19 protein-coding genes and 3 pseudogenes are annotated in these 25,124 nt (G+C 50.4%); 6 read left to right on the top strand and 16 right to left on the bottom strand.

Annotation, left to right across the window (positions count from 1 at the left end; genetic code table 11):
• Positions 1-322: 322 nt before the first annotated feature.
• Positions 323-655: a transposase gene (locus tag HYE77_RS24515; RefSeq protein ID WP_218174598.1), complete on the bottom strand. Its 333-nt coding sequence runs from the start codon at positions 653-655 to the stop codon at positions 323-325.
• Between the two features lie 129 nt (positions 656-784).
• Positions 785-1,750, bottom strand: a complete 966-nt coding sequence (locus HYE77_RS24510; RefSeq protein ID WP_177069627.1) for a sensor domain-containing diguanylate cyclase — start codon at positions 1,748-1,750, stop codon at positions 785-787.
• Positions 1,751-2,252: 502 nt separating this feature from the next.
• Between HYE77_RS24510 and HYE77_RS24505 the strand changes: the two genes are divergently transcribed.
• Positions 2,253-2,579: a DUF4253 domain-containing protein gene (locus HYE77_RS24505; RefSeq protein ID WP_371321567.1), complete on the top strand. Its 327-nt coding sequence runs from the start codon at positions 2,253-2,255 to the stop codon at positions 2,577-2,579.
• A gap of 413 nt (positions 2,580-2,992) precedes the next feature.
• Complete coding sequence (locus HYE77_RS24500; RefSeq protein WP_177069626.1) at positions 2,993-3,358, top strand: histone-like nucleoid-structuring protein, MvaT/MvaU family; 366 nt, start codon at positions 2,993-2,995, stop codon at positions 3,356-3,358.
• A gap of 44 nt (positions 3,359-3,402) precedes the next feature.
• Here the strand turns inward: HYE77_RS24500 and HYE77_RS24495 are convergent, their stop codons facing one another.
• From HYE77_RS24495 to ltrA, 3 genes and pseudogenes are all read right to left on the bottom strand, one after another.
• Positions 3,403-3,543, bottom strand: coding sequence for a DUF2256 domain-containing protein (locus HYE77_RS24495; protein WP_177069625.1), 141 nt, complete (start codon positions 3,541-3,543; stop codon positions 3,403-3,405).
• Positions 3,540-4,016: pseudogene (locus HYE77_RS24490) on the bottom strand (cryptochrome/photolyase family protein); the annotation flags it as partial. The pseudogene HYE77_RS24490 and the gene HYE77_RS24495, both read right to left, overlap by 4 nt.
• Positions 4,017-4,075: 59 nt before the next feature.
• Positions 4,076-5,368, bottom strand: coding sequence for a group II intron reverse transcriptase/maturase (gene ltrA / locus HYE77_RS24485; protein WP_177069624.1), 1,293 nt, complete (start codon positions 5,366-5,368; stop codon positions 4,076-4,078).
• Positions 5,369-6,252: 884 nt separating this feature from the next.
• Between ltrA and HYE77_RS24480 the strand changes: the two genes are divergently transcribed.
• Entirely contained in the window at positions 6,253-7,962 is a 1,710-nt protein-coding gene (locus tag HYE77_RS24480; RefSeq protein ID WP_177069623.1) for a polyurethanase, read from the top strand.
• Between the two features lie 666 nt (positions 7,963-8,628).
• Here the strand turns inward: HYE77_RS24480 and HYE77_RS24475 are convergent.
• Entirely contained in the window at positions 8,629-8,979 is a 351-nt protein-coding gene (locus tag HYE77_RS24475; protein WP_177069622.1) for a YgiW/YdeI family stress tolerance OB fold protein, read from the bottom strand.
• A gap of 188 nt (positions 8,980-9,167) precedes the next feature.
• Positions 9,168-9,389 (bottom strand): annotated as a pseudogene (locus tag HYE77_RS24470) (transposase domain-containing protein); the annotation flags it as partial.
• A gap of 784 nt (positions 9,390-10,173) precedes the next feature.
• Between HYE77_RS24470 and HYE77_RS24465 the strand changes: the two are divergent.
• Positions 10,174-11,324 (top strand): IS3 family transposase gene (locus HYE77_RS24465; RefSeq protein WP_177069621.1). Its coding sequence is split into 2 segments (ribosomal slippage): positions 10,174-10,408 and positions 10,408-11,324, totalling 1,152 coding nucleotides; the frame shifts between segments, so codons are not numbered across the junction.
• Positions 11,325-11,646: 322 nt separating this feature from the next.
• On the opposite strand, the gene HYE77_RS24460 is transcribed toward HYE77_RS24465, so the two are convergent.
• The 3 genes from HYE77_RS24460 to HYE77_RS24450 all read right to left on the bottom strand — a co-directional run bounded on the left by HYE77_RS24460 (position 11,647) and on the right by HYE77_RS24450 (position 13,521).
• Positions 11,647-11,958: a hypothetical protein gene (locus HYE77_RS24460; protein WP_177069619.1), complete on the bottom strand. Its 312-nt coding sequence runs from the start codon at positions 11,956-11,958 to the stop codon at positions 11,647-11,649.
• Positions 11,959-12,240: 282 nt separating this feature from the next.
• Positions 12,241-12,696, bottom strand: a complete 456-nt coding sequence (locus HYE77_RS24455) for a VOC family protein (RefSeq protein WP_177069617.1) — start codon at positions 12,694-12,696, stop codon at positions 12,241-12,243.
• Positions 12,697-13,284: 588 nt separating this feature from the next.
• A complete protein-coding gene (locus HYE77_RS24450; protein WP_177069615.1) occupies positions 13,285-13,521 on the bottom strand; it encodes a hypothetical protein in 237 nt (78 codons plus the stop codon).
• A gap of 96 nt (positions 13,522-13,617) precedes the next feature.
• Between HYE77_RS24450 and HYE77_RS24445 the strand changes: the two genes are divergently transcribed.
• Positions 13,618-15,132: an RNA-directed DNA polymerase gene (locus HYE77_RS24445; protein ID WP_177069631.1), complete on the top strand. Its 1,515-nt coding sequence runs from the start codon at positions 13,618-13,620 to the stop codon at positions 15,130-15,132.
• A gap of 540 nt (positions 15,133-15,672) precedes the next feature.
• A complete protein-coding gene (locus HYE77_RS24435; protein WP_177069611.1) occupies positions 15,673-16,977 on the top strand; it encodes a hypothetical protein in 1,305 nt (434 codons plus the stop codon).
• A gap of 278 nt (positions 16,978-17,255) precedes the next feature.
• Here the strand turns inward: HYE77_RS24435 and HYE77_RS24430 are convergent, their stop codons facing one another.
• The 6 genes and pseudogenes from HYE77_RS24430 to HYE77_RS24405 form a co-directional block, all read right to left on the bottom strand.
• Positions 17,256-17,687, bottom strand: a complete 432-nt coding sequence (locus HYE77_RS24430; RefSeq protein WP_177069609.1) for a hypothetical protein — start codon at positions 17,685-17,687, stop codon at positions 17,256-17,258.
• A complete protein-coding gene (locus HYE77_RS24425; RefSeq protein WP_177069607.1) occupies positions 17,684-19,615 on the bottom strand; it encodes a hypothetical protein in 1,932 nt (643 codons plus the stop codon). The genes HYE77_RS24430 and HYE77_RS24425 overlap by 4 nt, the downstream gene beginning before the upstream one ends.
• The gene (locus tag HYE77_RS24420) at positions 19,615-21,492 is read right to left on the bottom strand and encodes a hypothetical protein (RefSeq protein ID WP_177069605.1); all 1,878 of its coding nucleotides are present in this window, start codon (positions 21,490-21,492) and stop codon (positions 19,615-19,617) included. Before HYE77_RS24420 ends, HYE77_RS24425 begins: the two co-directional genes overlap by 1 nt.
• An 8-nt stretch (positions 21,493-21,500) precedes the next feature.
• On the bottom strand, positions 21,501-22,913 hold the full coding sequence (locus HYE77_RS24415) for a site-specific integrase (RefSeq protein WP_177069603.1): 1,413 nt from the start codon (positions 22,911-22,913) through the stop codon (positions 21,501-21,503).
• A gap of 76 nt (positions 22,914-22,989) precedes the next feature.
• Positions 22,990-24,273 (bottom strand): annotated as a pseudogene (locus HYE77_RS24410) (FMN-binding glutamate synthase family protein); the annotation flags it as partial.
• On the bottom strand, positions 24,273-25,037 hold the full coding sequence (locus tag HYE77_RS24405; RefSeq protein ID WP_003216446.1) for a LuxR C-terminal-related transcriptional regulator: 765 nt from the start codon (positions 25,035-25,037) through the stop codon (positions 24,273-24,275). The pseudogene HYE77_RS24410 and the gene HYE77_RS24405, both read right to left, overlap by 1 nt.
• Positions 25,038-25,124: the final 87 nt, after the last annotated feature.

Here is a 25,124-nt window from a genome sequence, read left to right as displayed (position 1 = left end):
GTGTGTTCACCGGCCCCTTACCGTTTGTTTCCTTCTACTCACTGCGATTGTTTATGACCTGTCTGTACCTGTTGTGTATGGAGACGTAGGGCACGCAAAGACGTCCTGTACGTCGCCGCAGTATGTCGCAGGCTCGTCCTATGTTGCGGACTCCATCGTGCAAAATAATGGATGGGAATACAGATGTAAAAACGACACCGTGAATAGATAGGCACAGTGCGGCTTCGCCGCACCGAACGTCGCGATCACTCTGGCAAAGCAGTCTCGGTACCTGCTCGCATGTCCATCGGCTCGGTGGCGAGCCAGATGGAGTCGATGCGGATCATCGCAGCAGATCTCGAAGGAAGGTCGCGCAGGCCGCAGCACTTTCCGTTGGCCAGTTCACTTTGACGGTACCACGCGGGGGCTGGATCTCAACGCAGATATTCGGCGATGCAGCTTGCGAATTTGCTCCAGCCAGCTGCATGGGCAACGGAATGAAAGCAGGTTGCAGCGCCGTATTTTGCTGCGTGTGTAACCGAAACCATTTGTGGACGAGGTTTGCGTTGAGGCTATGGCTGAGCGCGATGCTGGCAATCGAAGCGCCTGGCTGGGCACACTCTTGAATGACCCGGGCTTTGAAGGACTTAGAATAGGAACGGCATGTTGGCTGCATGAAATACCCGCTTAAAAGGCTAGAACTGGTGTCCACTTAAATTTAAGTGCACACCATGTCTTGGCTTTGCAGGGTTGGGTAGGTGACTTGGCCGGACGGGTACGTTAGCTGGGCACATGATGCAGTCAGTTATGGACGGCTGAGCGATTGTTTGTGCTCATACATGGCGCGATCAGCGTGCGCCAACAGGTCTTCCACGTTTGTGTGAAGCTCGCGATGATATTCGACCTGACCGACGCTGAAGCGGATGGCATAACCACGGTGCAAGGTAGCATTGCTCTCCTCCAACAACTCCTTGAACCGCGCCATGATCGCCGAGGTTTCGACTTGACTGGAGCCTGTGAGTAATGCGACAAACTCATCACCTCCCAGACGTCCCACCACATCGCATTCTCGAAAGGCGATGCGGAGCACATCGGCAAAGGCCTTGAGGGCGTTGTCTCCTTCAGCATGTCCATACAGGTCATTTATTTGCTTGAAATCGTTCAGGTCAAAAAACAGCAGGGTGGCCGACCTTTCGTGTCGCTGACACGCGCCTAATGCATGTTGGGCGAGGGTCATGAAACCACGTCGGTTAGATAGCCATGTCAGCTCGTCGATGCTTGCCATCTGAACGGCAACCAGTTCTTGTTCGGCCATGCCCGCCAGGTCGCGTAGTAGCGCGTAATCTTCAGCATCGAAATGGCGAGGTTTGAAATCGATTAAGCACAAGGTGCCCATCTTGTGGCCATCGGGAACAGTCAAAGGGTAACCGGCATAGAAACGGATATACGGTTTCCCCGTTACCAGTGGATTGTCCCAAAAGCGTTCATCCTTGCGAGCGTCTGCCACCAGAAGCATTTCATTCTTCAAGATTGCATGTCCGCAGAACGAAACTTCACGCGACGTTTCAGTCACGCTGAGTCCAACCCAAGACTTAAACCACTGACGATGCTTGTCCACCAGAGACACGAGTGCAATGGGAACATCAAACAGACGCTTAGCCAAGCGCGTCAGGCGATCAAAACGCTCTTCAGGGGCAGTGTCTAGGACATGGAGGTCTTGCAACACCTTTATTCGATCATCTTCGTTAGCTGGTTCACCGGGTACTAACATCACACACTCCATTGGCAGCAATGTCTCTGAGCATAGACTTGTTTGGCAGAAGTGGCGTCAACGGCGAGGTGGATCTTTCGGGCCGATTGGCCCAGCTATGAATTGGTTCCGCGTCTGATGGTAGAAACCTGTCCTGAACGCTTCCTGTTCCTGGCGCTTCCACCGCCGCAACATGACGTAGCGAAGGAAGAAAACGAGAGACACGACTATAGCTAGGCCTGCGGCAACTATCGATTTACTGTCCAGCTCCAAGTAGCACCTCGTTCAATATCGAACATCTCCAATGTGGGAGTTCTTCCATAATCGCTACACTTGGCGGCTCGTTTCTCAGTTAGTTGAAACCAGCACAATTTATCCATCGGGCTAGGTAGGGTGTTGCCGCTGACCGAAAACTGACCCAGGTGCTCAACAGTTTTTGCTCACTTTTTGAGCAGGAGAGCACAGGGTGATCAGCATGGAAATGTTGGGGAAAATCCGGCGGATGTACTTCTGCGACAAGCTTTTGCTGCATCATATACCCGTTCAGCAGTCTTGCCAGGCACTCGCAGCTTTTCCGAATGGCTATTTCACTTCCGACCGGGATCCTGCGAAAAACTTTGCGGTTGCGCGTCATTTTTCAGAAGCGCATGGCTATGAGTTGATGGGCGTAGGTGCTTCTTACATCGGCTTCATTCGTGCTGAGCCGCCTGGTGTATGCCGCGCTAACGCTGTGGCCAAAGACTTCTATGCCCTCTACAACACTAGCGATGAAGACCTACAAACACGTATTTCTGAAGTCGCAAAGGCAATCTCTGGTCGGACGTATTTGTGGCTCCGTTACGTGGAATGAGCTTCGTCGCATCCAAAGTCCGGCTGAATAGATAACAGAGCTAGTGAGAGGTCTGGAGCTTTTTGCAGCCTTGTAGGAGGGCATTGGCTTTGCGCGTTGTGTTCAGCCCACGACGGTGGTGCTATTGATTCGAGCCGCAAGATCTGACTGACTTACCTCGGTTGGCGACCCGCTGTGCGCGGGCAGGCTGTCGTGAACCGAGCTCCCGCGTCCCGCGGTATCTCGGCCTTACGGGCATCCATCCTTCACGCCTTCGGCTGTGCCAGCCTGCGCGCTCCGCTTGCCTCGGTTACTCAGCGCTTTCCGACGTTCTGTACCCGAGCAGCCTATAGAATCTAAACATTGATACTTCTGCTTCATTTAAGTGTCTATTCTATTGTGACTTGACAGTACCAATTGCTTAGGAAACTCCCATGTCCAAACTCGCAGAATTCCGCCAACTCGAAAAACACCTTGCTGAGCAGCTCCAAGCGCTTGAAACTCTGAAAGGCGACGCCGGCCTTAAGAAGGAAATTGAATTCGAAACGAAGCTTCGCGATTTGCTCGCAAAATATGGCTACAGCCTGAAAGACGTGATCAACCTGCTTGATCCACAGGCCGGTCGTCGTTCTCCAGTGTCTGCGCCAAAAGCCGGCACACGTAAAGCCCGTCAGGTGAAAGTCTATAAGAACCCGCACACCGGTGAAATCATTGAAACGAAAGGTGGTAACCACAGGCGCTTGAAAGAGTGGAAAAGTGAGCACGGTGCCGCGACTGTAGAGTCCTGGCTGAGCAAGTGATTTTGGTTGGAGTACAAGAGGGCCTGTGATGGCCCTTTTTGGGCTCAGTACTTGGCAGGTTTAGTACGCCGGCAGCGCTCAGAACAGTAACGAACTTCCTCCCAGCAGCGAGCCCATTTCCTCCTCCATAGGAAGGGAAGGCCGCAAGTCATGCAGGTTTTGACTGGGAGTTCACTCTTTTTCAAAATGATTCACCGTTATCTAATTTTGCGAGCAACAATTGACCACGTTGCCAGAGCGCTTGCTGCTTTGATTCAGGCATTCGGTCGAGGTTTTTATACAGCATGCCCAAACGGTGATTGCTGCGCAGGCGGTCGCTGTGACGTATCAGGAAGTGCCAATAGAGCGAATTGAAAGGGCAGGCGTCATCTGTGGTGCTTTCGCTCACCTTGTACGCGCAGCCACGACAATAATCGGACATGCGCTTGATGTACTGTCCGCTCGCACAGTAAGGCTTAGACCCCATGTAGCCGCCGTCTGCATGCATGACCACGCCAAGTGTGTTGGGCAACTCCACCCAGTCGACCGCGTCCATATAGATTGCCAGGTACCACTCACATATTTGATTCGGCGTGATACCCGCTAGCAGAGCGAGATTGCCCGTAATCATTAGCCGTTGGATGTGATGAGCGTGGGCATGCTTAAGGCTTTGGTTGATGGGTCGCGGTAGGGATGGCAGTTACCTGCCACCCCCCGCACAGATCCGTACGTGCGGAACTACCGCATACGGCTCCTGCCTCGGGTGTATGACGCGAAGCGATCCTCAGGGTAAGGATGTGCATTTCTGGGTCTAGGTATGTAGAGGTCAGCAAGGCGTCCGTAGCGTGACCATTGAAGCCGATTACGCTGGCTGCGACGTTTGAGGGCTTGCCGCCATAGGCGACATACCGCCGAACGAAAACCACCAAGACGTATCAGGTTTCCCGGCACCGCGTGGTAATTGAAGTAGCCCCTGACCACCCGAGTAAGCCATTGCCCTTGAGCCCGGATGGGCTCATGACGTCGGCGCTTCAGCTCATCCCGAATAGCCAGCAGCGTCGCACGCATTCGCTTCTTGACCGTCAGTCGCAGTATTTGAAAACCACCGCTTCTGTTGGTACTACAACAGTGCGTGAAGCCCAGGAAGTCAAACGCCTCCGGTTTACCTAACCCTCGCTTCCTACGATTTCTCGCAGCAAAACGACCAAATTCAATCAGCCGTGTCTTCGAGGCATTGAGGGATAAACCGAACCTGGCCAAGCGTTCCTGCAACTGCACCAGAAACTGCTGAGCCTGCCATTGCGTCCTGAAACCCACCACACTGTCGTCCGCGTAGCGCACAACAATCACATCGCCATGGGCATGGGCATGCCGCTGGCGCCATTGCCTTGCCCATAGATCCAGCACGTAGTGAAGATAGATATTCGCCAGCAATGGCGATATCACTGCCCCTTGGGGAGTCCCCTTCAGCGCAGCCACCCTACGGCCATCCTCCATAACACCCGCTTGAAGCCATTTGCAGATAAGCCCGAGCAGGCGCCGGTCTGCAATCCGGTGTCCCAGAAACATCAGCATCCATTCATGGTCGATCTCATCAAAGAACGACGTGATATCCGCATCCAATATCCAGTTCACCTTCTGGCCCTTCAGCGCGACCGTTAACGCATCCAGCGCATCGTGCTGGCTGCGTCCCGGTCGAAACCCGTACGAGAATCCCAGGAAGTCCTCTTCATAGATCACATTCAGAACGGTAACGACCGCCTGCTGTACGATCTTGTCCTCCAAAGAGGCAATGCCCAGCGGGCGCTGCCTGCCGTCGGCTTTGGGGATATAGACCCGCCGCGACGGCGTTGCCCGATAGGCTCCCCTGTGGAGCCTTCCGTGCAAATCGGTCACCCGCTGGAGAAGACCTTCCTCATATTCTCGCCACGACATGCCGTCCACGCCCGCCGCTGCATCGCGGCGCAGGGCATAGAAGCTCTGCGCCAATAACTGCGGTGTGATGTGGTGCAGCAATGCCGTGAACTGCATGCCCTTGTTCCTTCGGGCTGCTTCACGTACACCGTCAAGTCCCATCGACGCGCAGCTGATCCGGCTCAGTGTCCGGGGCGCGGGAGGCCTGTTGGTGTTTCCCTTGACTACGTCCCTTTCCTCCACTATCTCCGCAGGGCCAGGCCCTTTGTTCGATGGCTTCTCAGGTACTACGGACGTATCCGACTTCTCAGCGACGTGAACAGCAGGGTTACGGCTTTTGGCCTTTCCTGCTCCGCCCGGCGCTTGCGCACTGGGCGCCGCTGAGATCTCCCAGTTTCTGTGCGGAGGACTTCCCGGCGTGCACAGGGTCTCCGACCGCGCGGGATCAGAGCATGACTGACGTATAACGCCATGCTCCGTGTTGCCTTCTGCTTCGCTTAACAGCATCGGCATCCCGAATTCCTGATTACGCGGCTCAATGGCTGGCCCATCGGTTTCCCCTGTCAACGCTTCACCCTGCACCTCACGGTGCAACATGCATGACTCGGGGTCTGGTTGATTCGCCATTTCTTACCAGTATCGAACTTTCATCGACTATCCTCCGCCAGCTTTAACTGGCGCACTAAGCGTCCGGCGAACACGCCTTGCGTAGTTCAAAGGTAAGCGTCTGCTCAACACGTCTTGCTTAATGATCAGCGGCTTTACGGCCTCAATGCGAAACTGGCTGGTCTCGGGCTGGGCCTATACCGGCGTCTCCTGCGCGGGCTAAGCAATTGATCGGTGGCCATGCCGTAGCGCTGAAGAAGCGAACTTTCAGGTAACTCATCGCTGGCTATTCAAATTTTAGGTAACGATTGACAGTCTTCTCGAGTCCGGCCCCAATCCATCCCGGCCATCCGAACAGTGGTCGCATAGAAAACCATCCTAAAAAGGACGAAAGAATGGGCGTTTTCGATTACAAAAGTATGAAGGGCGAACAGGGTAAGGCGCTGCTGAACGATGCCTTGGCTTTATCGAAGTATGCCTATGACTCCACCGGCGAGCCGCTGGCAACAGGTGGCTGGGCGCCTATTGGTGCACAAGCTTTGGGTGTGACCGAACATGTCGACAAGCAAGGCACTTTGTGGGGCGAGACAGCATTGGCGGCTTCCGCCAACGTTGAGGTGCTGGGGCAATACGACAGCTCTGGTAAGCTGGTTGCCATAGGAATCGCGTTCCGTGGCACCTCCTTCGGCTTGACCCTCGATGGCCTGGGCGATGTAGCCAGTGATTTGGCGGCCGCCATACTCCCCGGATACGCCACCGATTACGCCAAGCTTGCCTTTAACACCCTACTCGGCAACGTCGCAGACTATGCTAATAACCAGGGGCTGACCGGTAAGGACATTCTGGTCACCGGCCATAGCCTTGGCGCCCTGGGCGCCAACAGCCTGGCGACCTTGAGTCACGATCATTGGGATGGCTTCTATCGGGACGCCAACTACGTCACATTTGCCTCACCCACTCAACGTTTAGGCGATACCCAGGTCTTGAATATCGGCTATGAAAATGACCCAGTTTTTAAAGCCATTGATGGCAAAGGCATCAGTACCTCGGCGCTTTTGTGGGGCAACGACAGGGCTTGGGATTCGGCCGCCAACAACCTAGTCAGTTTTACTGACAATTACGCCTCGGCCTCGGCACATTTTTCCAATAGCCTTAACTGGGGCGTGGCCAAGGCTCACTACCTGGAAGGCTATACCCATGGTCTTGGCCGCATTGCGGCCTCGGACTTCTACGACCTGACTAGCAAAAATTCGACCATTGTCGTTTCCAGCCTGTCAGATGCCGCCCTTGGAACGACCTGGGTGCAAGACTTGAACCGCTACGCCGAAAAACACACAGGTAACACCTTCATCATCGGCACCGAGGGCGACGACCTGCTCAAGGGCGGGGCGAGTAATGACTTCCTAGAGGGGGGCGCCGGCAACGATCGTTTCCGAGATGACGGTGGCTACAACCTTGTGCTAGGCGGTAAAGGCGATAACATTTTTGAGCTGCAAAAGTCCCTAACCACCTTCAGCTTTGCCAACGATGGCGATGGCACGCTGTACATCAACGACGCCTATGGCGGTATCAGCATAACTCGGGATGTCGGTGCGCTGGTTAGCAAGGAAACCTCCTATATACCGTGGACTTCAATCCCTTGGGGCTCCCATGACATCACTTATCAGGTTACCAGCAACGGCCTGCTGGCCGGAACCGACTTGATACAATACGCGGCCTCGGCCAAAGGTGATGCCGGCGACAACGTTCTCACCGCCCATGGTGAGGGCAACTGGCTGTTTGGCCTGGGCGGTGACGATCACTTGATCGGCGGCCAGGGCAATGATGTGTTTGTCGGCGGGGCTGGCAGTGACCTGATGGTCTCGGGAGGCATGAGCAATACCTTCCTGTTCAGTGGTGTATTCGGCAACGATCGGATCGAGGGCTATCAGGCCAGCGATAAGCTGGTATTCATTGGCATCGAGGGCCTGGGGCAAGACTACGATTACCGCTCCTATGCCTCCACAGTCGAGGACAACACCTTGCTGTCCTTTGGCGATAACTCCGTGCTGTTGGTGGGTGTTGGCATCACGCAACTGAACGGTGCGGGGATTTTCATCTCCTGACCCGGTTGGTTTTGTGCGTGTCGACCCACCCCGTAAGGGTACATTCATAGAGTGCGTATTCCACACTCATTCGGACACCCACTCCACGCACATCCGGACAGTGATTCCACGCTGATCCGGATACTGGTTCTATGAGTATCCGGACACCGTTTCCACGGTAAGCGCCTGCCCAACTCACCTTACGTAAGTTAGGCAGGCACCCACTGATGCGGAAGCAGTTGGTCGATATCACTGGCCCGCTGCGTCGGCAGTCGCGTCGTTAGCGGATGGCGAAGTCATCTACCCAACCAAGAGATCAAGAGCGATAAGAGCAAAAACGTCCACCATGCTGCACCCAATGACTGGGATTCAGTTACAGAAGCCGTGATCGACTGAGGTCTTGGGTTCTCATCACTACGGGTTAGGTTCGTTGCAACTTTCCAGATAGTACCCGATGAGCAATGACCGGTCATGATGAGCGAAATACGTAGTCGACATCGCCTTATATCCGATTCTTGTTCATCGGCTTACGCGTCCTTCCCACACTCGGTCGCCTTCGTGCAGCTGCGCTTCACTTCGTTCGCGGTGGTCATTTTACGGCGGGGCTTTCACCCGCAAGATTGCGCCCGTGCTGGGCGCACATCGAAAAGGGCCGCTCAGCGGCCCTGTGGAGATGTGAATCAGCGGTCAGTTGATAATTTCAACTCGGTCAACATCAATCTCACGGCTCATCAGCCCCTTGTCGACCTCACCTGTCAGCTTGACCAGCGTCTTCTCATCGAAGGGAACAGGTGGCAGATCCTCGTTATCGATTTCCACAGCGATGGTACCTGTGGTGTCTTTGAACTCGTACTTCTCGTGGTCTTTGAGACGATTGATGATATGACCTTGCAATACCACGGGCGTATCGTCGGATGCGGCTTGGGCGCTAGCAACAGTGACCATCGATTGCGCGCCTGGGCCGGTGTAACCAGCACCCGCTAGGGCCGCGGTGCTAAACAAGGGGGCCAACAGGAGAGCGAAGTAACGGGCTTTCATGGGAGTGATCCATTCTGGGGTTCGAAGGTGCCAGCATAAACACCGTGGCTGAATTGAAACTTAATGCAATACGCCAGGCATAGACCATGGTAGTGAATCAATCCTACGTCGCTGCCTGCCTTAAGGTGGGCCTAATAGCCATGGAATCCGTATCTCTGTAAGCGCTTGCCAAAGTCACCTTGCATGACTCATGCAGATACCCACTGATGCGGCAGCAGTTGATCAATCTCGCTCGACCGCTGCGTCGGCAGCCGTGTCAGCACATTTTTCAAATACGGATACGGATCACGCCCATTCATACGCGCCGACTGGATCAAGCTCATGATCGCCGCCGCCCGTTTCCCACTGTGAAGCGACCCGGCAAATAACCAGTTGGAACGTCCAAGTGCCCACGGTCGGATCGGATTGTCGGGTAGTGAGACGCGGTTGCCCGCGTCCAACCCCGTAAGAACCGTGTATGCGAGTGTCTCAGTACACGGCCAAAACCTCTGCTAAGGCGTCTTTGGGCACCCGCTTATACATCGTCGACGTTGGCAGATTTCATATCCCTTGGGCACCGCAGATGATAGATCTCAAGATTGGACGCTGCATCCGTCCCGCCGTGACCTGGTTTCACAATATGGCGACTGTGCCACGGCGTGTCTTTTGTCACTGCTTGAAGCAGGCGCTGCGCCTGCCGCCTTGTTGTACCAATATCCGTTACAACTTTGCTCGACCTTTTGCGGGCGTGAGCATTCTCTTGCCCCTGCGAGATTCGAAGTACTCATCCCATTCAGGGTCGTTGGGATTGGCAGTGGCTTTGACCTTGACATGTCGCACAAATGGTGTGTCCGAGGCTTCCAATAACGGGTACTGACGCTTCCGGCTATCGGCGGTTTTTCAGCACATGAGAATACCTATCGACGCGCCCCTTGTACTTTGAAATACCGATCTTTCACCCAACGGCGTGTCTTGCGGAGGTGGGACCGCCCACCTCCAGAGCATTTCCCACGCTGCGCTCTCCACCTGGTTGAAGAGAGGGGCCACATTGTGCATAGACACCCATTGCGGCCTGTGCGGGGCGTTTTGAATTAAGTTTCAATTCATCCACGGTGTTTATGCTAACGCCATCAAAACCCAGATTGGATCACTCTGAATCGCCCCTAGTTTCGTAGACACCTCCAAGCCCTAAAATGAGGCCCATTAGGAGGTGCCATGAGCAACCAGCGTTATCCCGAAGAATTCAAAATCCAGGCGGTCAAGCAAGTGACCGAAAAGCAGCTTCCTGTCTCGGAGGTGGCTGCACGATTGGGTGTGTCTGTGCACAGCCTCTATGCCTGGGTTAAGCGCTACACCAAGCCTCAGGAACAGCGCGTTGAGGAGGATGATCAGAGCGCTGAGGTTCGTCGTCTACGTGCCGAGCTGAAACGGGTGACGGAGGAGCGAGACATCTTAAAAAAGGCCGCCGCGTACTTTGCCAAGGAGTGCGGCTGAAGTACGCCTTTATTAAGCAGCAAGCGGGTCATTACGCGATTCGACGGCTTTGCCTGACGCTCAAGGTTCATCCCAGCGGCTACTACGCGTGGCTATCAGAACCAAAATCTGCGCGAGCCAAGGACGATCAGCGACTGCTTGGATTGATCAAACACTCCTGGCTGGAAAGCGGTGGCGTTTATGGCTATCGAAAGATCCATGATGACCTGCGAGAGGTTGGTGAGAGCTGTGGCCGTCACCGGGTGGCTAGGTTGATGCGCCTTGAAGGTTTACGTTCTCAGACTGGGTATCGACGGAGGCCTGGAAAATACGGCGGTAAGCCAGCCGTTGCCTCACCGAACTTACTGAAGCGCCAATTCGATGTCAGAGAACCCAACAAAGTTTGGGTCACAGACATTACCTACATCCGAACATATGAAGGCTGGCTGTATTTGGCCGTGGTGCTCCATCTGTTTTCACGCCAGATCATTGGTTGGTCAATGAAGTCGCAGATGACCAGCGACGTAGCCATTGATGCACTGCTGATGGCGGTTTGGAGACGTAAGCCGAAGCAAGAGGTGATGATCCACTCGGATCAAGGCAGTCAGTACAGCAGCTCAGACTGGCGAAGCTTCTTGAAAGCTAACAACCTGGTAGCCAGCATGAGTCGTCGAGGTAATTGCCACGACAACGCTGTGGCGGAGAGCTTTTTCCAGTTGCTGAAGCGGGAACGGATCAAGCGTAAAATCTACACTACACGCCAGGATGCTCGAGATGATGTGTTCGATTACATCGAGATGTTTTACAACCCAAAACGACGCCACAGTTTCAACAATCAGCTGTCACCGGTAGAGTTTGAAAAGCGTTACGCAGCGAGCCTTGAGAGTGTCTAGAAAACCCGGGGCGATTCAAATGGCCACTATTTTTCTTGTACATAGACAAACCACTTGTATAAGTATTTTTGCGAGATATGCTCAGGTGAGTGAACTGACAGTGGCGGCTCAATTACGCGATGAAATTGGTTTTTTGATGCCCTTTGTCGCCGTCAGAATCTTTGGCGTTCGGCAACATTCCTCAACAGATCCTCCTGCCAGAGCCATCCTGAAACCCCATGGACAGCTCGCTGTGCCCATTGCCGATCCACCGCTCTTTTGATGGCGATAGGCTATCAGGGCGATGCTTATTAATAGCTGGATGGGCAATTCGGCATCGAAATCACCATTCAATCGATGCAGTCGCTGCTGCCTTCAAGCCGGGATAATCATCAAGTGCAAGATTAGGCTCGCTTCCGCCCGTGTGCAGACTTTCTGGCTTACGTATTACTCCGGCTTCAGCATCGGCTCGCATCTGATCAAGCTCTTTGTCAAAAGCCTTATCCTGGACTGTGCGTTTGCTAACGTAGGGCTTCCGCTCAGGGTCTCGCTGCGCCGCATAAGTCGTTAGCGCGTCCGGATCGTTCAGTAGCTTTTGTTGAACCTGCGATTCGAGCATCGCACGAAGCGAGTCTTTGTCGGGACGGTTTAGCATTTTCATACTCCTTTCGGTTGCCCAGATCCGCCAGCAAATGGTCAGGCAAAATGGGGCACTGGGTAAGAGCAGATTCGAGATCTTTGGGTGCTGACGACGCGGATGGCTCCGGGCACGCTCTATAGTCGACTATAAAGTCTTTTCGAATCCACCAGCCAGCGAAGCCAGAGATCTTTGTTCTGGGAAGCTAAAACGATGATGCCTGTCGTTCCTTCGGGCTTAAGCCCGGCTCGACGTCCTCACGTCATTTGGCCTACTCACGACGCCCACTGAAGAATTTTCTTAGGAAAACGCAGCCTCGATAAATGCCTCCAGCGCTTTGTCTTCCAGTATCTCAATAGAGAAGTGCCCGAAGCGTTTGGGCAACCAAATGATGCGTGCTCCAGACGGGGATTGCAGGTTCGCACGAGCCAATCGCTTTCCATTTTCGTCTTCTGGCTGAACACCTGCGGCCATCAATTCGTCATAGGCTTTCTCGATGTCCGGTGTTGAGTAGCAGTGGCGGTAAATCATCCCTTCACCCGACGTGTCCAATAGCTCTTTCAGGTTTCCCGCCAACGGCTGTGCCAACATGAAACGCTCTTGGCCCATCAGCGCAATCGCGTAGCGCACATGCAGACCACCTCGTTCCCAGACGAGCGTTTTGGAGATCCTGGCGTTAAGTATCTGCGCGTAGTATTCACAGGCTTCGTCGAGATTCTTGACCAGTACATCTACGTGACTGAATTTCAGATCCATTTGCAGTCCTCCTGTTGAAACGGCGTCCATGGTAAACACGACATCGATGCTTCGCTGATCGAACACTTTTATCCAAAGTCGAAGTGAAATATCAAAACGGCGCTGGTAATGTCCTGGCCACGTTCGCCAAACCATTAAGGGATGGAGGCGAAAATAGAAGCCCTGGAGCCGCGAACCTCCGGGGCTTTGTTTTTCTACTCTGTGGCTTTTTCACGTACGGTTTCCATTGCTACTGCACCGGCAATGGTTACGTGCTTGTACCTGCAGGCTCAGAGCGCGGCGAGCAAGCGTTCGAGCTGTTCACGCTCCCTGGAGCTCAATAGGTCGACAGGATCAGCCCCGTCGCGTTGCCAGAGCTCAAGTGTCCCGACTCGGCCATCAGGCGACCTGCCGTTCTCGCAGTAATCCAGGGTGTCACAGTCATTGAAGAGTGTGAGTAGCCATCCATCAATCTCCACGCTCATGAGCCCGTGATAGATCTCCCCCCATGACTGGGTCGAGCTCCGCATCATGATACGTTGTCCTAGGGCGACGTACGTCAACACCTGGCAGACCTCGCGGGCGGGAAGAGGGGAGGTTGTGTTCAAGTCAGTTGAGTCCGAGTGATTGCTTGCCCATCGCCATAGCTTTGCCGAAAAAGCGATAATTCTGACAAGGCAGCACCGTAGAATGTCGACGTTTGGCTTTCCACAGTAAGATGTTCTCTTCGAACGATGCCAGAGAAGGGACGCGATGGAACTCCAAGACCTGCTTGCGAAAGGCTACTTTCCCGTCCAGCTTCCTACCGGGTTTAACACGAAACAGCTTGCGGCCAATCTGAGTCATATCCAAGCGCCCTGGGACGCCGAGTTAGCCAAAAAAAATTCTGTGCTGTCACTGGGCGAGCGCTTCTAGGTTGCCAGATCGTCTTACAGCAGACGTATCACATCCATCATCAATCCGGTCAATTTTTATGGGCTGGCTAGAGATATTTGTGAATACTGGCCCCGCATACAAGAACATTACGAAACGAGCGAAATATCCCGCAGCATCCCAGGGCCAGGGGGGAGCTTACGGGCGATTGAGCTGACGAAGTTCACAGACCTCTACGAGGAACGCGTTCGGCAATCCGCAGGTGCTCGTTACGCTCTTGTCACGGACATCTCAAGCTATTTTCCTACGGTGTACACCCACACCATTCCTTGGGCTCTTCACACCAAAGCCGTCGCGAAGACGAATAAGAAGAAGACCGCACTACACTTCGGCAACATCCTCGACGGTCGATGCATGGGTACTCAGGACGGGCAAACTGTCGGGCTCCCTATCGGCCCAGATACCTCTCACATCATTGCTGAGATCATCGGCGTTTCCATCGATAAGGCAATCCGCGAGGAACTCGGAGCTTGGCCGAAGGGCTTTCGGTACGTCGACGATTTCACGTTTTTCTTCAACCGAAGGGAAGAAGCCGAGAGGGCGCTTGCTGTAATCATAAAATGCGTCAGTTCGTTTGAGCTGCAGATCAATGCGTCCAAGACACGAATTGTGGAGGTGCGCGAGCTGGTGCAGGAGTCATGGAAATACAGCCTGAAAAAGCTCCAGATTTCCGCGATGATCAGGCAGCAAAAGGACGACATCCACTATTTCTTTGAGATGCTGTTCTCCTTGGAGTCGAGATTCAAAGATGAAAGCTTGGTGAAGTACGGCCTCAAACAGCTGTCATCCACCATCATCAAGATCCCGAACTGGCCCATTGCCGAAGCCTATCTGCTGAAGTGCGGCTACGGCTTTCCGAATACCTTGCAGGTAATTACTCAGATCCTCGCGACCTACCATCATCACGGATATCCGCTGAACCTCACCGCAATCACCGATTTCTGCAGCAACCTTTTGGAATCCGCCTCAGCGGCGAATCACCACAGTGAAACCGCATGGCTTCTGTGGTTGAGTAAGGAAATCGGAATCACGCTCAAAGCATCGCTAATTGAGCAAGTCTTGCGGGTTGAAAGTTCGGTATGTTCTCTCATAGCTCTTGACCTTTATTACAGCGGCTATGTAGATGACCTAATTGACGTATCGAACCTGCAAGCCCTTGTGTCCCCCGAAGCACTTTATGGTGCCCATTGGCTGATGGCGTACGAGGGCGGACGAAGGCGATGGCTCGGCAATACCGATTTGTCGTTTATCCAGGGGCACCCCTGCTTCGGTGTGCTGCTGGCCGCAGGTGTCGGATTTTACAATCACGAAGCCAAGATTCCGCCCATCTTCGTTCTTAAAGCAACCGCCCAAGGTGAAGCCCGGTTTAACACGGACGAGGAAATCGATGACAACTTCGAATTCGATGACATGGACGAGGAGTATTTCGATTCATCAAGTCGGGACGAGGAGGAGGTCGAACCTAAGATAGACAAGGCTGGCGAGGATGGCGATCCACTGGAAGATCCCGATGATCTCTATTGATATCATCGAGCAAGTCGTTGCAGCAGCCAGGGGTCAAGATCCTACAGAGCATTTGGATCTTGGCCCTCGGGCTGCCGTCACGCAGTGCCAGGCTTCATGACCTAATTCTCGAAGGACTGTCTTTCGAATTACTTGACCGGATAGGGAGCCTACAGCAGGTGCAGCGGGGGGGAACAACTGAATGGATGAGCTTGCCGGTTCGAGGGCTGACTTCAAAGCACCCACTGGATGTGTCGAGGACGGGGGTGGAGACGAGAGCCGTCGTCGATCTTATCGGTCGACTGGAGGAGGGGTGTTCTCGTGTGAGATTCGATAGGCGCCTCGTTGGGCTGCGGAGCTAAAGTTACTTTGCCTATCGCTCCTTCGGGCTTTCGCCCGGCTCGACATTACGTCTTTACGTTGCCTTTCGAAGTGTTAGATGGTGATTTGATGTACGGTTTCTTTGGTCGAATGAATGATCGGATCACTTGTTAATGAATTGTCTTGTAGTAATGGGGCGTGTTACTTGGTTGCTGAGGTTTGAAATGGGAGTAAAGTTTCATGGGCGGTAATTCAACTTTTTGTGGTGGGGATCAGAGTTGGGCAAATGCATGTGTGGGTAATAACGGAAGTCCAAGTTATGTGGAATACTCCAAAGGTTTTTCTACGGCCGCTAATATGCTTCTAGATCAGGTCATTGATGATGGTGGCATACATTTATACGTTGATGAGCTAATTTACCCAATTTGCTTTAACATGAGGCACTCAGTTGAGCTTAGGTTGAAAGGCGCTATAGATGAGCTGTTTGAAATCGCAGCTATCAAGGGAGTGTCTTTTGTATTTGATTCCGCTACTTCGCATGATATAGGGATCATATGGGGTGCTTTTAAGTCTGAATCAGAAAGCCTTGACTCTCGATATGTTTCATTAAATGCGAAAATTAATCAGATAATTTTAGATATAGCATCAGTTGATTCAACTGGTCAAACTTTCCGATACCCTGTTAGTAATGAAAGTCAAAAGCATTTGGCAGAAGTTTCAATAATTAACATTGTTGTTTTGAAAGAGAAGTTTGCGGAGTTGGAGCAAAGTCTCGATTTGCTCCATCGTCTGAATTTGTGGTTGCGTGACGAATATCAGCAAGGGACTCATACATCTAAGCTTTCACGTCCGATGATTTACCATTTAGCTATGCATTTGCCACCAAAAAATAAATGGGGGGACGAAAGCTTTTCAGAAACAAAATCAGAAATTAGGGCAGAATTAAATTTAAGCAGTAATGATTTGTCCAAAGCTATAGCAAAAATTACAGGGCACTATTATCTGGCTTCGTTGGTAGGTGTAACTATTCCACTGGAGGGTGTTGCAGACGATCAATTGATATGTTTTTTTGATGAGTGGATAAAGCTTCATCCAGATGCTGACGGACAAGATAATAATGATGTAGCAGAACTTGGCTCTCAGGCCATGCTTCAAGAAATTATCAATAGCTTTGCTGTTGAGCGTGAAATTTGGGATTCGTTGTCTGCAAGATTGACGCCGAAATTTCTTGCGGGAATGAAAGCTTTGTTTTATTTTGCTAGAGACAAAACTTTTGTTGAATATTATTCAGTGATATATGCAAGTTACTTAAAAGAGTTGCAGTTTTATTTTGATAAAGATGTTCAAGGTTTTAAGGAAAGCTTTAGGCATCTTATTCAGAAGACTAACGCTTTGGAAAATGTTCTCATCACCTTGTTCGCTCTTGGGAATGCATCGTTAGCAGAGTTGTTGATAGAACGCTATAGCTTTGCAAGCAATTATTATTGGATTGAAAAGGCTAGATCAGGTGAATTGTTTGGGTACCCTGACTTTGCAGGATATTGACGTAGCTTGTTCAGTGCTTGGAAGCTATCGTTGTCGTCTCAGGGGGATAGTTTTCACTGCTGGCGAGCGACAGGCATGTGGTGCTTGTGCACTTTAAATGCTTCGTCGTAATACCTTCAGCCGTTCCTCAGCTTTATGCAGGGCTTCGGGCACCTGGGCTCAGTTGTCATGTGAGCATCTCGATAGAAACAACATTTCTAGCATCGTCTATTCCTCGGTGATAGGTACCCGGCCAAACCAAGTCCAGCAACTCTAGCGTTTGCTTAAGTCGTTTCAGTCTATTTAGTAGATTTTTTTCTGTTAATTTGAATAACTACATCATTTTGCAATTTAAGCGATTCTACAGTAGCCAATAGACTTTTAATCTGATCCAGTAGCATTATTTCTCTGCCGATTGATTGCTGAAACTGAACCTCTAGTTCGCGCAACTCCGATTTTAACTTCTTTATAGTGTTTTGCTTGCCTTTTATAAGGTCGATGTCACTTGGCTTTTTGATTTTATTCGTGTTATTGGCTTGCTCTGCCATCGCTGTGGCTATCTGTGACCGAAGATCATCAAGCGAAGAGCGCCCTTTTTTCAGAGAACCTTTTCCACATCCTGCCTCAAGTGCAACATTGTCGTATGAGATTGGGCTGCCAGGTTTTATCCTGATAGGAAGGTTTTCTTTTAGCCTTTCTAGCGCGTCTTCGTACTTTTTCGTGAATGTCATTTTTTGCTCCTTAATTTTTTGATCTGAGCAAGCAAATTATTATTCATTTCCAGTTGAGTGCGATGTTCTACCGATCCAACCTCTAATGAATTCAAGAAAATTGTATGGTGTGTTGTAGCTTTTTCTAATTTCGATAGTTGTACAGAGGATTTAGAGCAGTTGATGCAGTGTGATATGTCAGCATGTGCAAGGTGATGGCAAGGCACTAATGACATGCAAGCACCAACGATCGTTTCTTTGAAAGCAGTTAGGCCTCGCTTAAAGTTTTGTATTGTGGACTCTCTAAACTCAACCACGTTTATTACATTAATTGGTTTTAAGTTTTTCTCAATAAAAGTTCCGTGGCCTCCAAATAGCTGTTCATTACTTGAAATGACATGCTTGATGTATGCTAGCGCATTCAGTTCTTGGCTTTCTCTAGTTAATTCATAGGCAATATGATCGGTGTTTTCTCCTATCAAGCTTTTTGCAAAAGAAGATCCCTTTGCGTAGTAGAGCATTATCGAACGCATGAAATGTCCCAGTTGAACGCGCATCGTTTCATTACTTACTAACCCACTTTGTGTGGCATAAACGGTAAGTGATCTCCGCAACTGATGAGTGGTGAGGGGCCAGGGTTTTCCAATCTGAAACTTTGTTTCTGACTCCCAGTCACGAAATGGAGATATGAATTGTAGTTCTGCAAAATCATCCTCTTGGATAGTCGGTAATTTTAACCAATTTCCATAGTCAGCAATCTCTAAATTGGCTAGTGTGAAACTTGTTTTCCTCCAGGCTTCAAATCTATTGTATCCGTTGCTATACGGGAAATGCGACGTTGATATGAAAATATAACATTCATCTGGCCTGACAATTTTTGAATGCCCTGCGATTGCATGAAATATTGTCACGGCTGCTTTAACAGCCGGTACAACGTCGGGCGAAGTTACAAAGCTGGTTTGAACTTTTTTTCCATGCAGTTTTGTAGTTGTAGTAAATACTCTGACTCTTTTTCCAGATGAAGTATTTGTATGTCCCAAGCAATTTAATCTAAGAGCATAACCCTCGCTGCGTCTCATGCCAGAGTAAATGTGAACGAGGGTTTTACAGCACCATTGAATGAAGCTGAAGTATTTTGAGAATTGTGAGACGTTTTCTATCGAATATTTCTCAATGAATTTCTCCATTTTATGTTGTTCAACAGCTTCTAAGAAGATTTTTTCATAGATGTTGTCGGCTCTCGGATTGTAAAATTGTTGCGTAATACTCCTACCGTAGTTTTTGTCTCTCGCGAGAGCATCTGAAAAAGCTACAATGTTCTTGGAGTGTTTATTGAAATAGTTGATTTCAACATGGCATGTAGCAATGATGTTCATGAAAATGTTGCTAGGGATTGCTGGGTGCTGCTTATATGTGTTGTTTGTATTAAGTAGTCCTCGATTTTTGACCGATAGTAAATGAGTGGCTGGTGACAGACCGTCAATTGCGATAAAGCGCAACTTTGATAACAACGCCTTTAGCCGCTTTAAAATGTAGTCTGGCGCTGACCTAGTAAAGTTCGAGAGATGTGATGGGTTTGAAAGGCATGAATAGATGTCAATTTTTTGTTTAACGCAATAGGTTCCAAAATTCTTCAACAAGGTGAGGTAGCCAAATAAGCTCCCGTTACAAATTCTAACGCCGTTGTTGCCGGATGTGACGCTGATTATTACACATAAAATTATTTTAACTTGCGAAGTCAAAGTGTTTTCACTAGGGGTGCCTGCAAACATGTTTTTAAAATACATGATGTTTTGGGCTTTTAACGAGGTTGCGTACGCTGTTAGATCCCATGTGTCTCTATGAAAATCAGGGAACGCTTCCTCAATCCATTTAGGTACTTCTTCGATAGTGATTAATCTATTTTGAGGTAACGGTACGAAATCGTCCGTAATGCGTGACTTTTTCATCAAATCATTCCCGCTGAAATAAAGAAATTCATCATCTTGCTCCAGTATGGAGTTAAGTTTTCATTGCTGAATACATCATGGTGAATCCGCTTTACCAGGAGTTCTTTTGACTTCGAAAGCTTTGATATGTGATCCAGATATAAGTCTATTCTTGCAATTGTTTCACCATGTACTTCATTGAAATGACTTTCTGAATCTGCGAGAGACATGGTCTCCATAGTGACGTATTTTTGGCTGCAAAGTTTACGTACATCCTCCTCGTCAGCGTGTATTCTGAAATTGTCACAAAATAGACAGCCTCGAGGATTTCCGCATTTCACGATAGCGCTGACGGCTTGAGCTTCTGGCATCGGATTATCTGGTTTTTTGCAATGCGCCGCTTGAGTAGCCTTATCTCCTTCCGGGCTTCTAAACTCCTTCAGTGTTATACCAATTATTCTGTCAGATACGGACTCACTTAACTTCATGAAAAATGTTGTCATTTCGGTTTCGGCTGTTTCTTTGTTTTCCTCTGAGTAGTTATTATCTGAAGTTTGAGTAGTGTGTCCCATGGCGTTAGCTGATGCTTTAACACCCTTGTGTTTTCGTAGCCATATGCTTTTGAATTTACGGAGTTGGCGATAACCTAGTTTTGGAATGTCGAGTCGAAGTGTCTTATCGATCTTTTCATAGTAATTAACTAGCTGGCCTTCGTCTAAATCATTTAAAGCTAAATTCTCATCCAAGGACGTGCGGAAGAAGAGTTTTGGATGCTGTCGGTCGCGAAGAAGATATTTTCGGAGATCCATGTATTTCTCTAGGGATGGCCTAAATACATTCGTTATAGTCCCGTAAACTTCTTTACCTCCTGCTCTGTTTTTTATTGTGCATAACAAATGATTTTTTGTGTCTTTTATTATTTCCAGGTCTTCCGGTAGGTCAATGATTTGTTTTTCATTTAGGCCGGAGTTGGCACAGAATAGCGCTAAGAATGCGTCTCTTGCAAAACTAGCTAGCGTGTATCTTAGTTTTGTGTAACGACAACTATTGGCTCGCTCAATAGTTTTGTTCGTTCTTACTGAGGTTTTTCGCCACGTGTCAGCAGAGTCTGTTGTTTCATCCTGAGTTAGGGGTCTCCCTTCTCGGTAATTCCAGGTTTTGCTTTTTTTCTCCACTGAGCGGACATACCAAGGGTTGCTAGGAATAATCCACGTTGGATCTTTATTAAAAGTCACCTGGCATGGTAGTTTTGTGAACTGCATAGTGATGTCGAAGAGTTGGTTGAAGATTTTACTTGAGATATTTAAGCTTTTTTGCATTTCTTCTTCAGATGGCGTGGCCGTCTGTTTCTTTGAATGCTTTGGAGCGCGAATCAAAAATAGATTGTTCTTAAAGTCAGTTGTTGTGTTTGGGAAAAACCATGATCCAGACAAAATTGCTTCGGATTGCAATAGTTGTAAGTAACTGGCGCTACGCTCTGTGGAAAAGGTATTTCGGAGATAGTTTGTATAGCTTCTCAATGCATCGGCATAAGACTCAGCATCTTCGCATGGATCTTTTAACAATGCAGAGTCAGCGTAATCAAAAAAAGCTGCAAGTCGTTCAAATTTAGAACCGATTGTAACCGGTTTGAGGCTCTTGATTTGTACTCTTTCAATGGCCGACTCTGTCCATTTCCTCATCGCTTCGCAGCGCGTAAAAATGAGACTTTGGTTGTCTAGTGATTTTTTTGACTTGGTTCGAGATCGTTCTTTGTAGCAAAAAATTCCAATGTCCACAAATTCGATTGCAGAGATTTTTAATAGTATCGTAGGTGGTGATATATTCAGAATTTTGTCATAAGATTCAATTTTTGTGGGGTCTATTATATTTAAATTTGAATTGTTACGCTCAATCATTGAAGTGTTCATACTGGGTCTGCACACAAAGACTGAACGTAGCTTTCGAATTCGGATTGGGTATGTGTAAATATCTTAAGTTTGTCTCGATATTTTAGGTATCGTTCTGTGGTCTCCAATCGAGCGTGTCCCATCCTTTCTTGTACATATCTCAATACCAGGTCGTAGTTTCCGGTTGTTGGTTTGATTTGCTCAAGTTTGTCTTCGAGCAAGTTCATGCCAAAGGTTGCTCGCAAGTCGTGGAAGCTTAGTCTGAATTTAGGGTGGTGTTGTCTGAGGCAAGGGAGTAATTGACGAGAGATAAATAATCTCACGGCTTCCCCTTTTGGTAGTGTTCTCGATTCAATGATTTTTGTGTCTTTCTTGGCGGTATAGTACGGGAATCCTGATTTAGTTATAAACAAGTAGTCCATTTCTGATAAAGGGTGTTTTGTTTTGGCGGTATGGCACCGTTTGATGTATCTTTCGGATTTGGCGTAAGTGCAGGCCATCAAAAAAACCCATTTCGGTATCAGTAACGTCATCGGCGTATTATTTTTATTGTCAATATTAGTACCTCTCCCTATCCGAATAGGTACTAATTCACCCTCTTTGGCTGCTCGATCGGATGTAAAAATAGATTTCGGTAGGGTGAATACCGTTTGGCTTCGTGCTCCAGAGGTCATTGCAATCAAGAAAGAAATTAACATCTCTGGGTTTTTTAAGTGAATCAGTGCTTGCACTAATGCCTTTTGTTCTTCTCGAGTTAATGGTCTAAGTTTACCGCCGTCCTCTATGAATGCATCGGTAGGGTCTACATTTTTTTCGGACTTAAACGTTAAGTCTGTTCTAGTTGCGGCTTTTGAGTAAGTTTGGCCTCGATCATCAGTGAAACTTTGGTAAAAGGTGCTTTCCTCCCAAAGTCTTAAATCTTTATCAATGATGTTTTCTTTTTTTAACCATCTGTAAAACGCTCGTACACTACCGAGCTTTTTTTTCGCAGTGCTAGCCTCCCCAGCACCTAACTCCATAGCTTCGCTTAGAAGTCGGTGGTATTGATATGTGGGGAGTTTTAGCTTTCTTGTTGAGAAGTCTAAATACCCTATTTCATTTTTCGATATTTCGTTGATGAAGTGAACTAAGTCATTTGCAATTCCTCTTAGAGTTCCATCGTTGGTACCAGGGATGTTTAGAATTCTGTCTAATAAGAAGAGGTTGCCATGAGTCCAAGGAGTACCATCTGCTTGAATAATCGCGCTGAAATGCGGGAAGACATCCTCCCAAAGTGCTCGATCATGCTTTCGTGTGCAATATGAATTGGAAGGAGTTGGATTGATGCGCGTTTTTTGATGTTTTTCCTCATCTGGAGCCAATGCAATCTGTGTGAGGTGCAGACGTTCAATTTCAATGCGTTTAAGCGGAGGGTTGATACCTGAAAACATGGCATGGACTCCTAAGGAATGAGTCCATTGCAGACTATGATCTGAATCCTGTCAAAGTACTGCTATGTATCTAGTAGCTTTGCGACTGGATACAGCCGATGGCGAACATGAAGCCCCGCGCCGAGTTGGCCCAGTCGGCACCGATGGCCAGGACGCTGGCGATGTCGAACGCGCTGACGATCTTGCCGCTGGCGCCGAGCTTGATCTTGTCCCGCAGGTTCAAGCCCACCAGGGTGTTGTGCACGAACAGCAAGCCTTCACGCAGCGGCACGCCGATGTGGTCGGTGAACTCCACCGGCGCGGCGCCGGTGCCGCCTTCCTTGCCGTCCACCACGATAAAGTCCGGGAGGATGCCGGTTTCGAGCATGGCCTTGGCGATGCCCATGAATTCCCACGGGTGGCCCAGGCAGAACTTGAAGCCCACCGGTTTGCCGCCCGACAGTTCACGCAGCTGGGCGATGAAGTGCATCATTTCGATGGGAGTGGAAAACGCGCTGTGGCGCGACGGCGAGATGCAGTCCTCGCCCATCATGATGCCGCGGGTGTCGGCGATTTCCTGGGTGACCTTGTGCTTGGGCAGGATCCCCCCGTGGCCCGGTTTGGCGCCCTGGCTCATCTTGATTTCGATCATCCGCACTTGCGGGTTCTGCGCCTGCACGGCGAAGCGTTCCGGGTCGAAAAGGCCGGCGCTGGTGCGGCAGCCGAAGTAGCCGCTGCCGAGCTCCCAGGTCAGGTCGCCGCCGTTTTCCCGGTGATAGGGGCTGATGCTGCCTTCACCGGTGTCATGGGCGAAGTTGCCGAGCTTGGCCCCCTGGTTGAGCGCGCGAATCGCGTTGGCGCTCAGCGAACCGAAGCTCATGGCCGAGATGTTGAACACCGAGGCCGAGTAGGGCTGCTTGCATTGCGGGCCGCCGACGATCACGCGAAACGCGCTGGGGTCGCTCAGCGGCGCGGGGCGCATGGAGTGGCCGATAAACTCAAAGCCCGACTGGTACACGTCGATCAGCGTGCCGAAGGGTTTGTCGGCACTTTCATTCTTGGCGCGGGAGTAGACCAGCGAGCGCTGGGCCCGGGAGAAGGGCAGGGCGTCGCTGTCGGATTCCAGCAGGTACTGGCGGATTTCCGGACGGATGCCTTCCACCAGGTAACGGATATTGCCCAGGATCGGGTAGTTGCGGCGCACCGCGTGGGGGCTTTGCAGCAGGTCGAAAATGCCGATCAGGCTAAGGATGCCGGTGACCACGGCGATCGGCCACAGCCATTCGTGTTCGATAAACGGCATGCTGGCGAGGGTGAAAATGACGCAGACGGCAAAGAACGCGTAACGGCTTAACAAGGACAGGCTCCTACAGGGCTCGATCAGGCGTTTTGCGCCTGCAGAAAAATCGAGAACAGCTCCGACTGGGATTTGATCCCTAGCTTGCTGTACATGTGTTTCTTATGGACTTTCACGGTTTCAACAGAGATTTCCAGCTTACGAGCGATTTCCTTGCTGGAGCAACCACTGAGCATCAAACGGCCCACATCCAGCTCCCGCGCGGTGAGTTGCGCGCCCCAGCCATCGTTGTGGATCGGCTGCTCCGGAGCGCTCACCTGGTTGAGTTCATGGGGCAGGCGCTGGCGCAGCAAGCCCAGTACCCACGGTTGAATCAGCGACAGCAGGGCAATCTGCTGTGGGTCAAAGCGCTGTTTGGAGCCCAGGGACAGGCATAGGGTTCGCCCGTCCGGTTGCTGGCAGTTGAACTGGATTTCATCGGCCACCACGTTCAGCCGGAAGTAACGCTGGTAATACTCGGTCAGCTCGAAATGCTCCGGGGCCACTTCGGCCAGGCGAAACAGCCCGGTGCGCGAGTGTTCGCGGCTGGCGATGTAGAAGGGATCGAGCAGGTATAAACCGTTGAGGTAATCCTGGAACAGATGGTCGGGTTCGCCGTCCTGGCCGGGGCATTCGGCGAACACCAGGGGCTTGTGCTCACTGCTGAACAGCAACACCACCCAACTGTCGAACGGCACATATTGGTCCAGCAACCGGACCAGTTGCGTCCAGAAATTCGGCTGGTCCAGGGCGTCTATCATCTGCCCCACCGAACGGTGCCAGGCGATGTCTTCCAGCGACAATGTCATGCATCTACCCCCATAGGGTTAACCCGGCTGCGTGATTTCCCGAGTGTTCGCGGCTGCGCATACTGCGCCACAGATAAAGAACAAGGA

Source organism: Pseudomonas sp. IPO3774 (assembly GCF_013386835.1).
GTDB lineage: Bacteria > Pseudomonadota > Gammaproteobacteria > Pseudomonadales > Pseudomonadaceae > Aquipseudomonas.
Note: the sequence above shows the minus strand (reverse complement) of the source record. Positions and strands in the feature narration are given on the sequence as shown.

Excerpts from the sequence above, each read along its gene's own strand:
- HYE77_RS24515 (WP_218174598.1), bottom strand. The coding sequence starts at position 655 with ATGCAGCCAACATGCCGTTCCTATTCTAAGTCCTTCAAAGCCCGGGTC.
- HYE77_RS24510 (WP_177069627.1), bottom strand. The coding sequence starts at position 1,750 with ATGTTAGTACCCGGTGAACCAGCTAACGAAGATGATCGAATAAAGGTG.
- HYE77_RS24500 (WP_177069626.1), top strand. The coding sequence starts at position 2,993 with ATGTCCAAACTCGCAGAATTCCGCCAACTCGAAAAACACCTTGCTGAG.
- ltrA (WP_177069624.1), bottom strand. The coding sequence starts at position 5,368 with ATGCAGTTCACGGCATTGCTGCACCACATCACACCGCAGTTATTGGCG.
- HYE77_RS24480 (WP_177069623.1), top strand. The coding sequence starts at position 6,253 with ATGGGCGTTTTCGATTACAAAAGTATGAAGGGCGAACAGGGTAAGGCG.
- HYE77_RS24475 (WP_177069622.1), bottom strand. The coding sequence starts at position 8,979 with ATGAAAGCCCGTTACTTCGCTCTCCTGTTGGCCCCCTTGTTTAGCACC.
- HYE77_RS24460 (WP_177069619.1), bottom strand. The coding sequence starts at position 11,958 with ATGCTAAACCGTCCCGACAAAGACTCGCTTCGTGCGATGCTCGAATCG.
- HYE77_RS24455 (WP_177069617.1), bottom strand. The coding sequence starts at position 12,696 with ATGGATCTGAAATTCAGTCACGTAGATGTACTGGTCAAGAATCTCGAC.
- HYE77_RS24450 (WP_177069615.1), bottom strand. The coding sequence starts at position 13,521 with ATGACTCAGATTGGCCGCAAGCTGTTTCGTGTTAAACCCGGTAGGAAG.
- HYE77_RS24435 (WP_177069611.1), top strand. The coding sequence starts at position 15,673 with ATGGGCGGTAATTCAACTTTTTGTGGTGGGGATCAGAGTTGGGCAAAT.
- HYE77_RS24430 (WP_177069609.1), bottom strand. The coding sequence starts at position 17,687 with ATGACATTCACGAAAAAGTACGAAGACGCGCTAGAAAGGCTAAAAGAA.
- HYE77_RS24425 (WP_177069607.1), bottom strand. The coding sequence starts at position 19,615 with ATGAAAAAGTCACGCATTACGGACGATTTCGTACCGTTACCTCAAAAT.
- HYE77_RS24420 (WP_177069605.1), bottom strand. The coding sequence starts at position 21,492 with ATGATTGAGCGTAACAATTCAAATTTAAATATAATAGACCCCACAAAA.
- HYE77_RS24415 (WP_177069603.1), bottom strand. The coding sequence starts at position 22,913 with ATGTTTTCAGGTATCAACCCTCCGCTTAAACGCATTGAAATTGAACGT.
- HYE77_RS24405 (WP_003216446.1), bottom strand. The coding sequence starts at position 25,037 with ATGACATTGTCGCTGGAAGACATCGCCTGGCACCGTTCGGTGGGGCAG.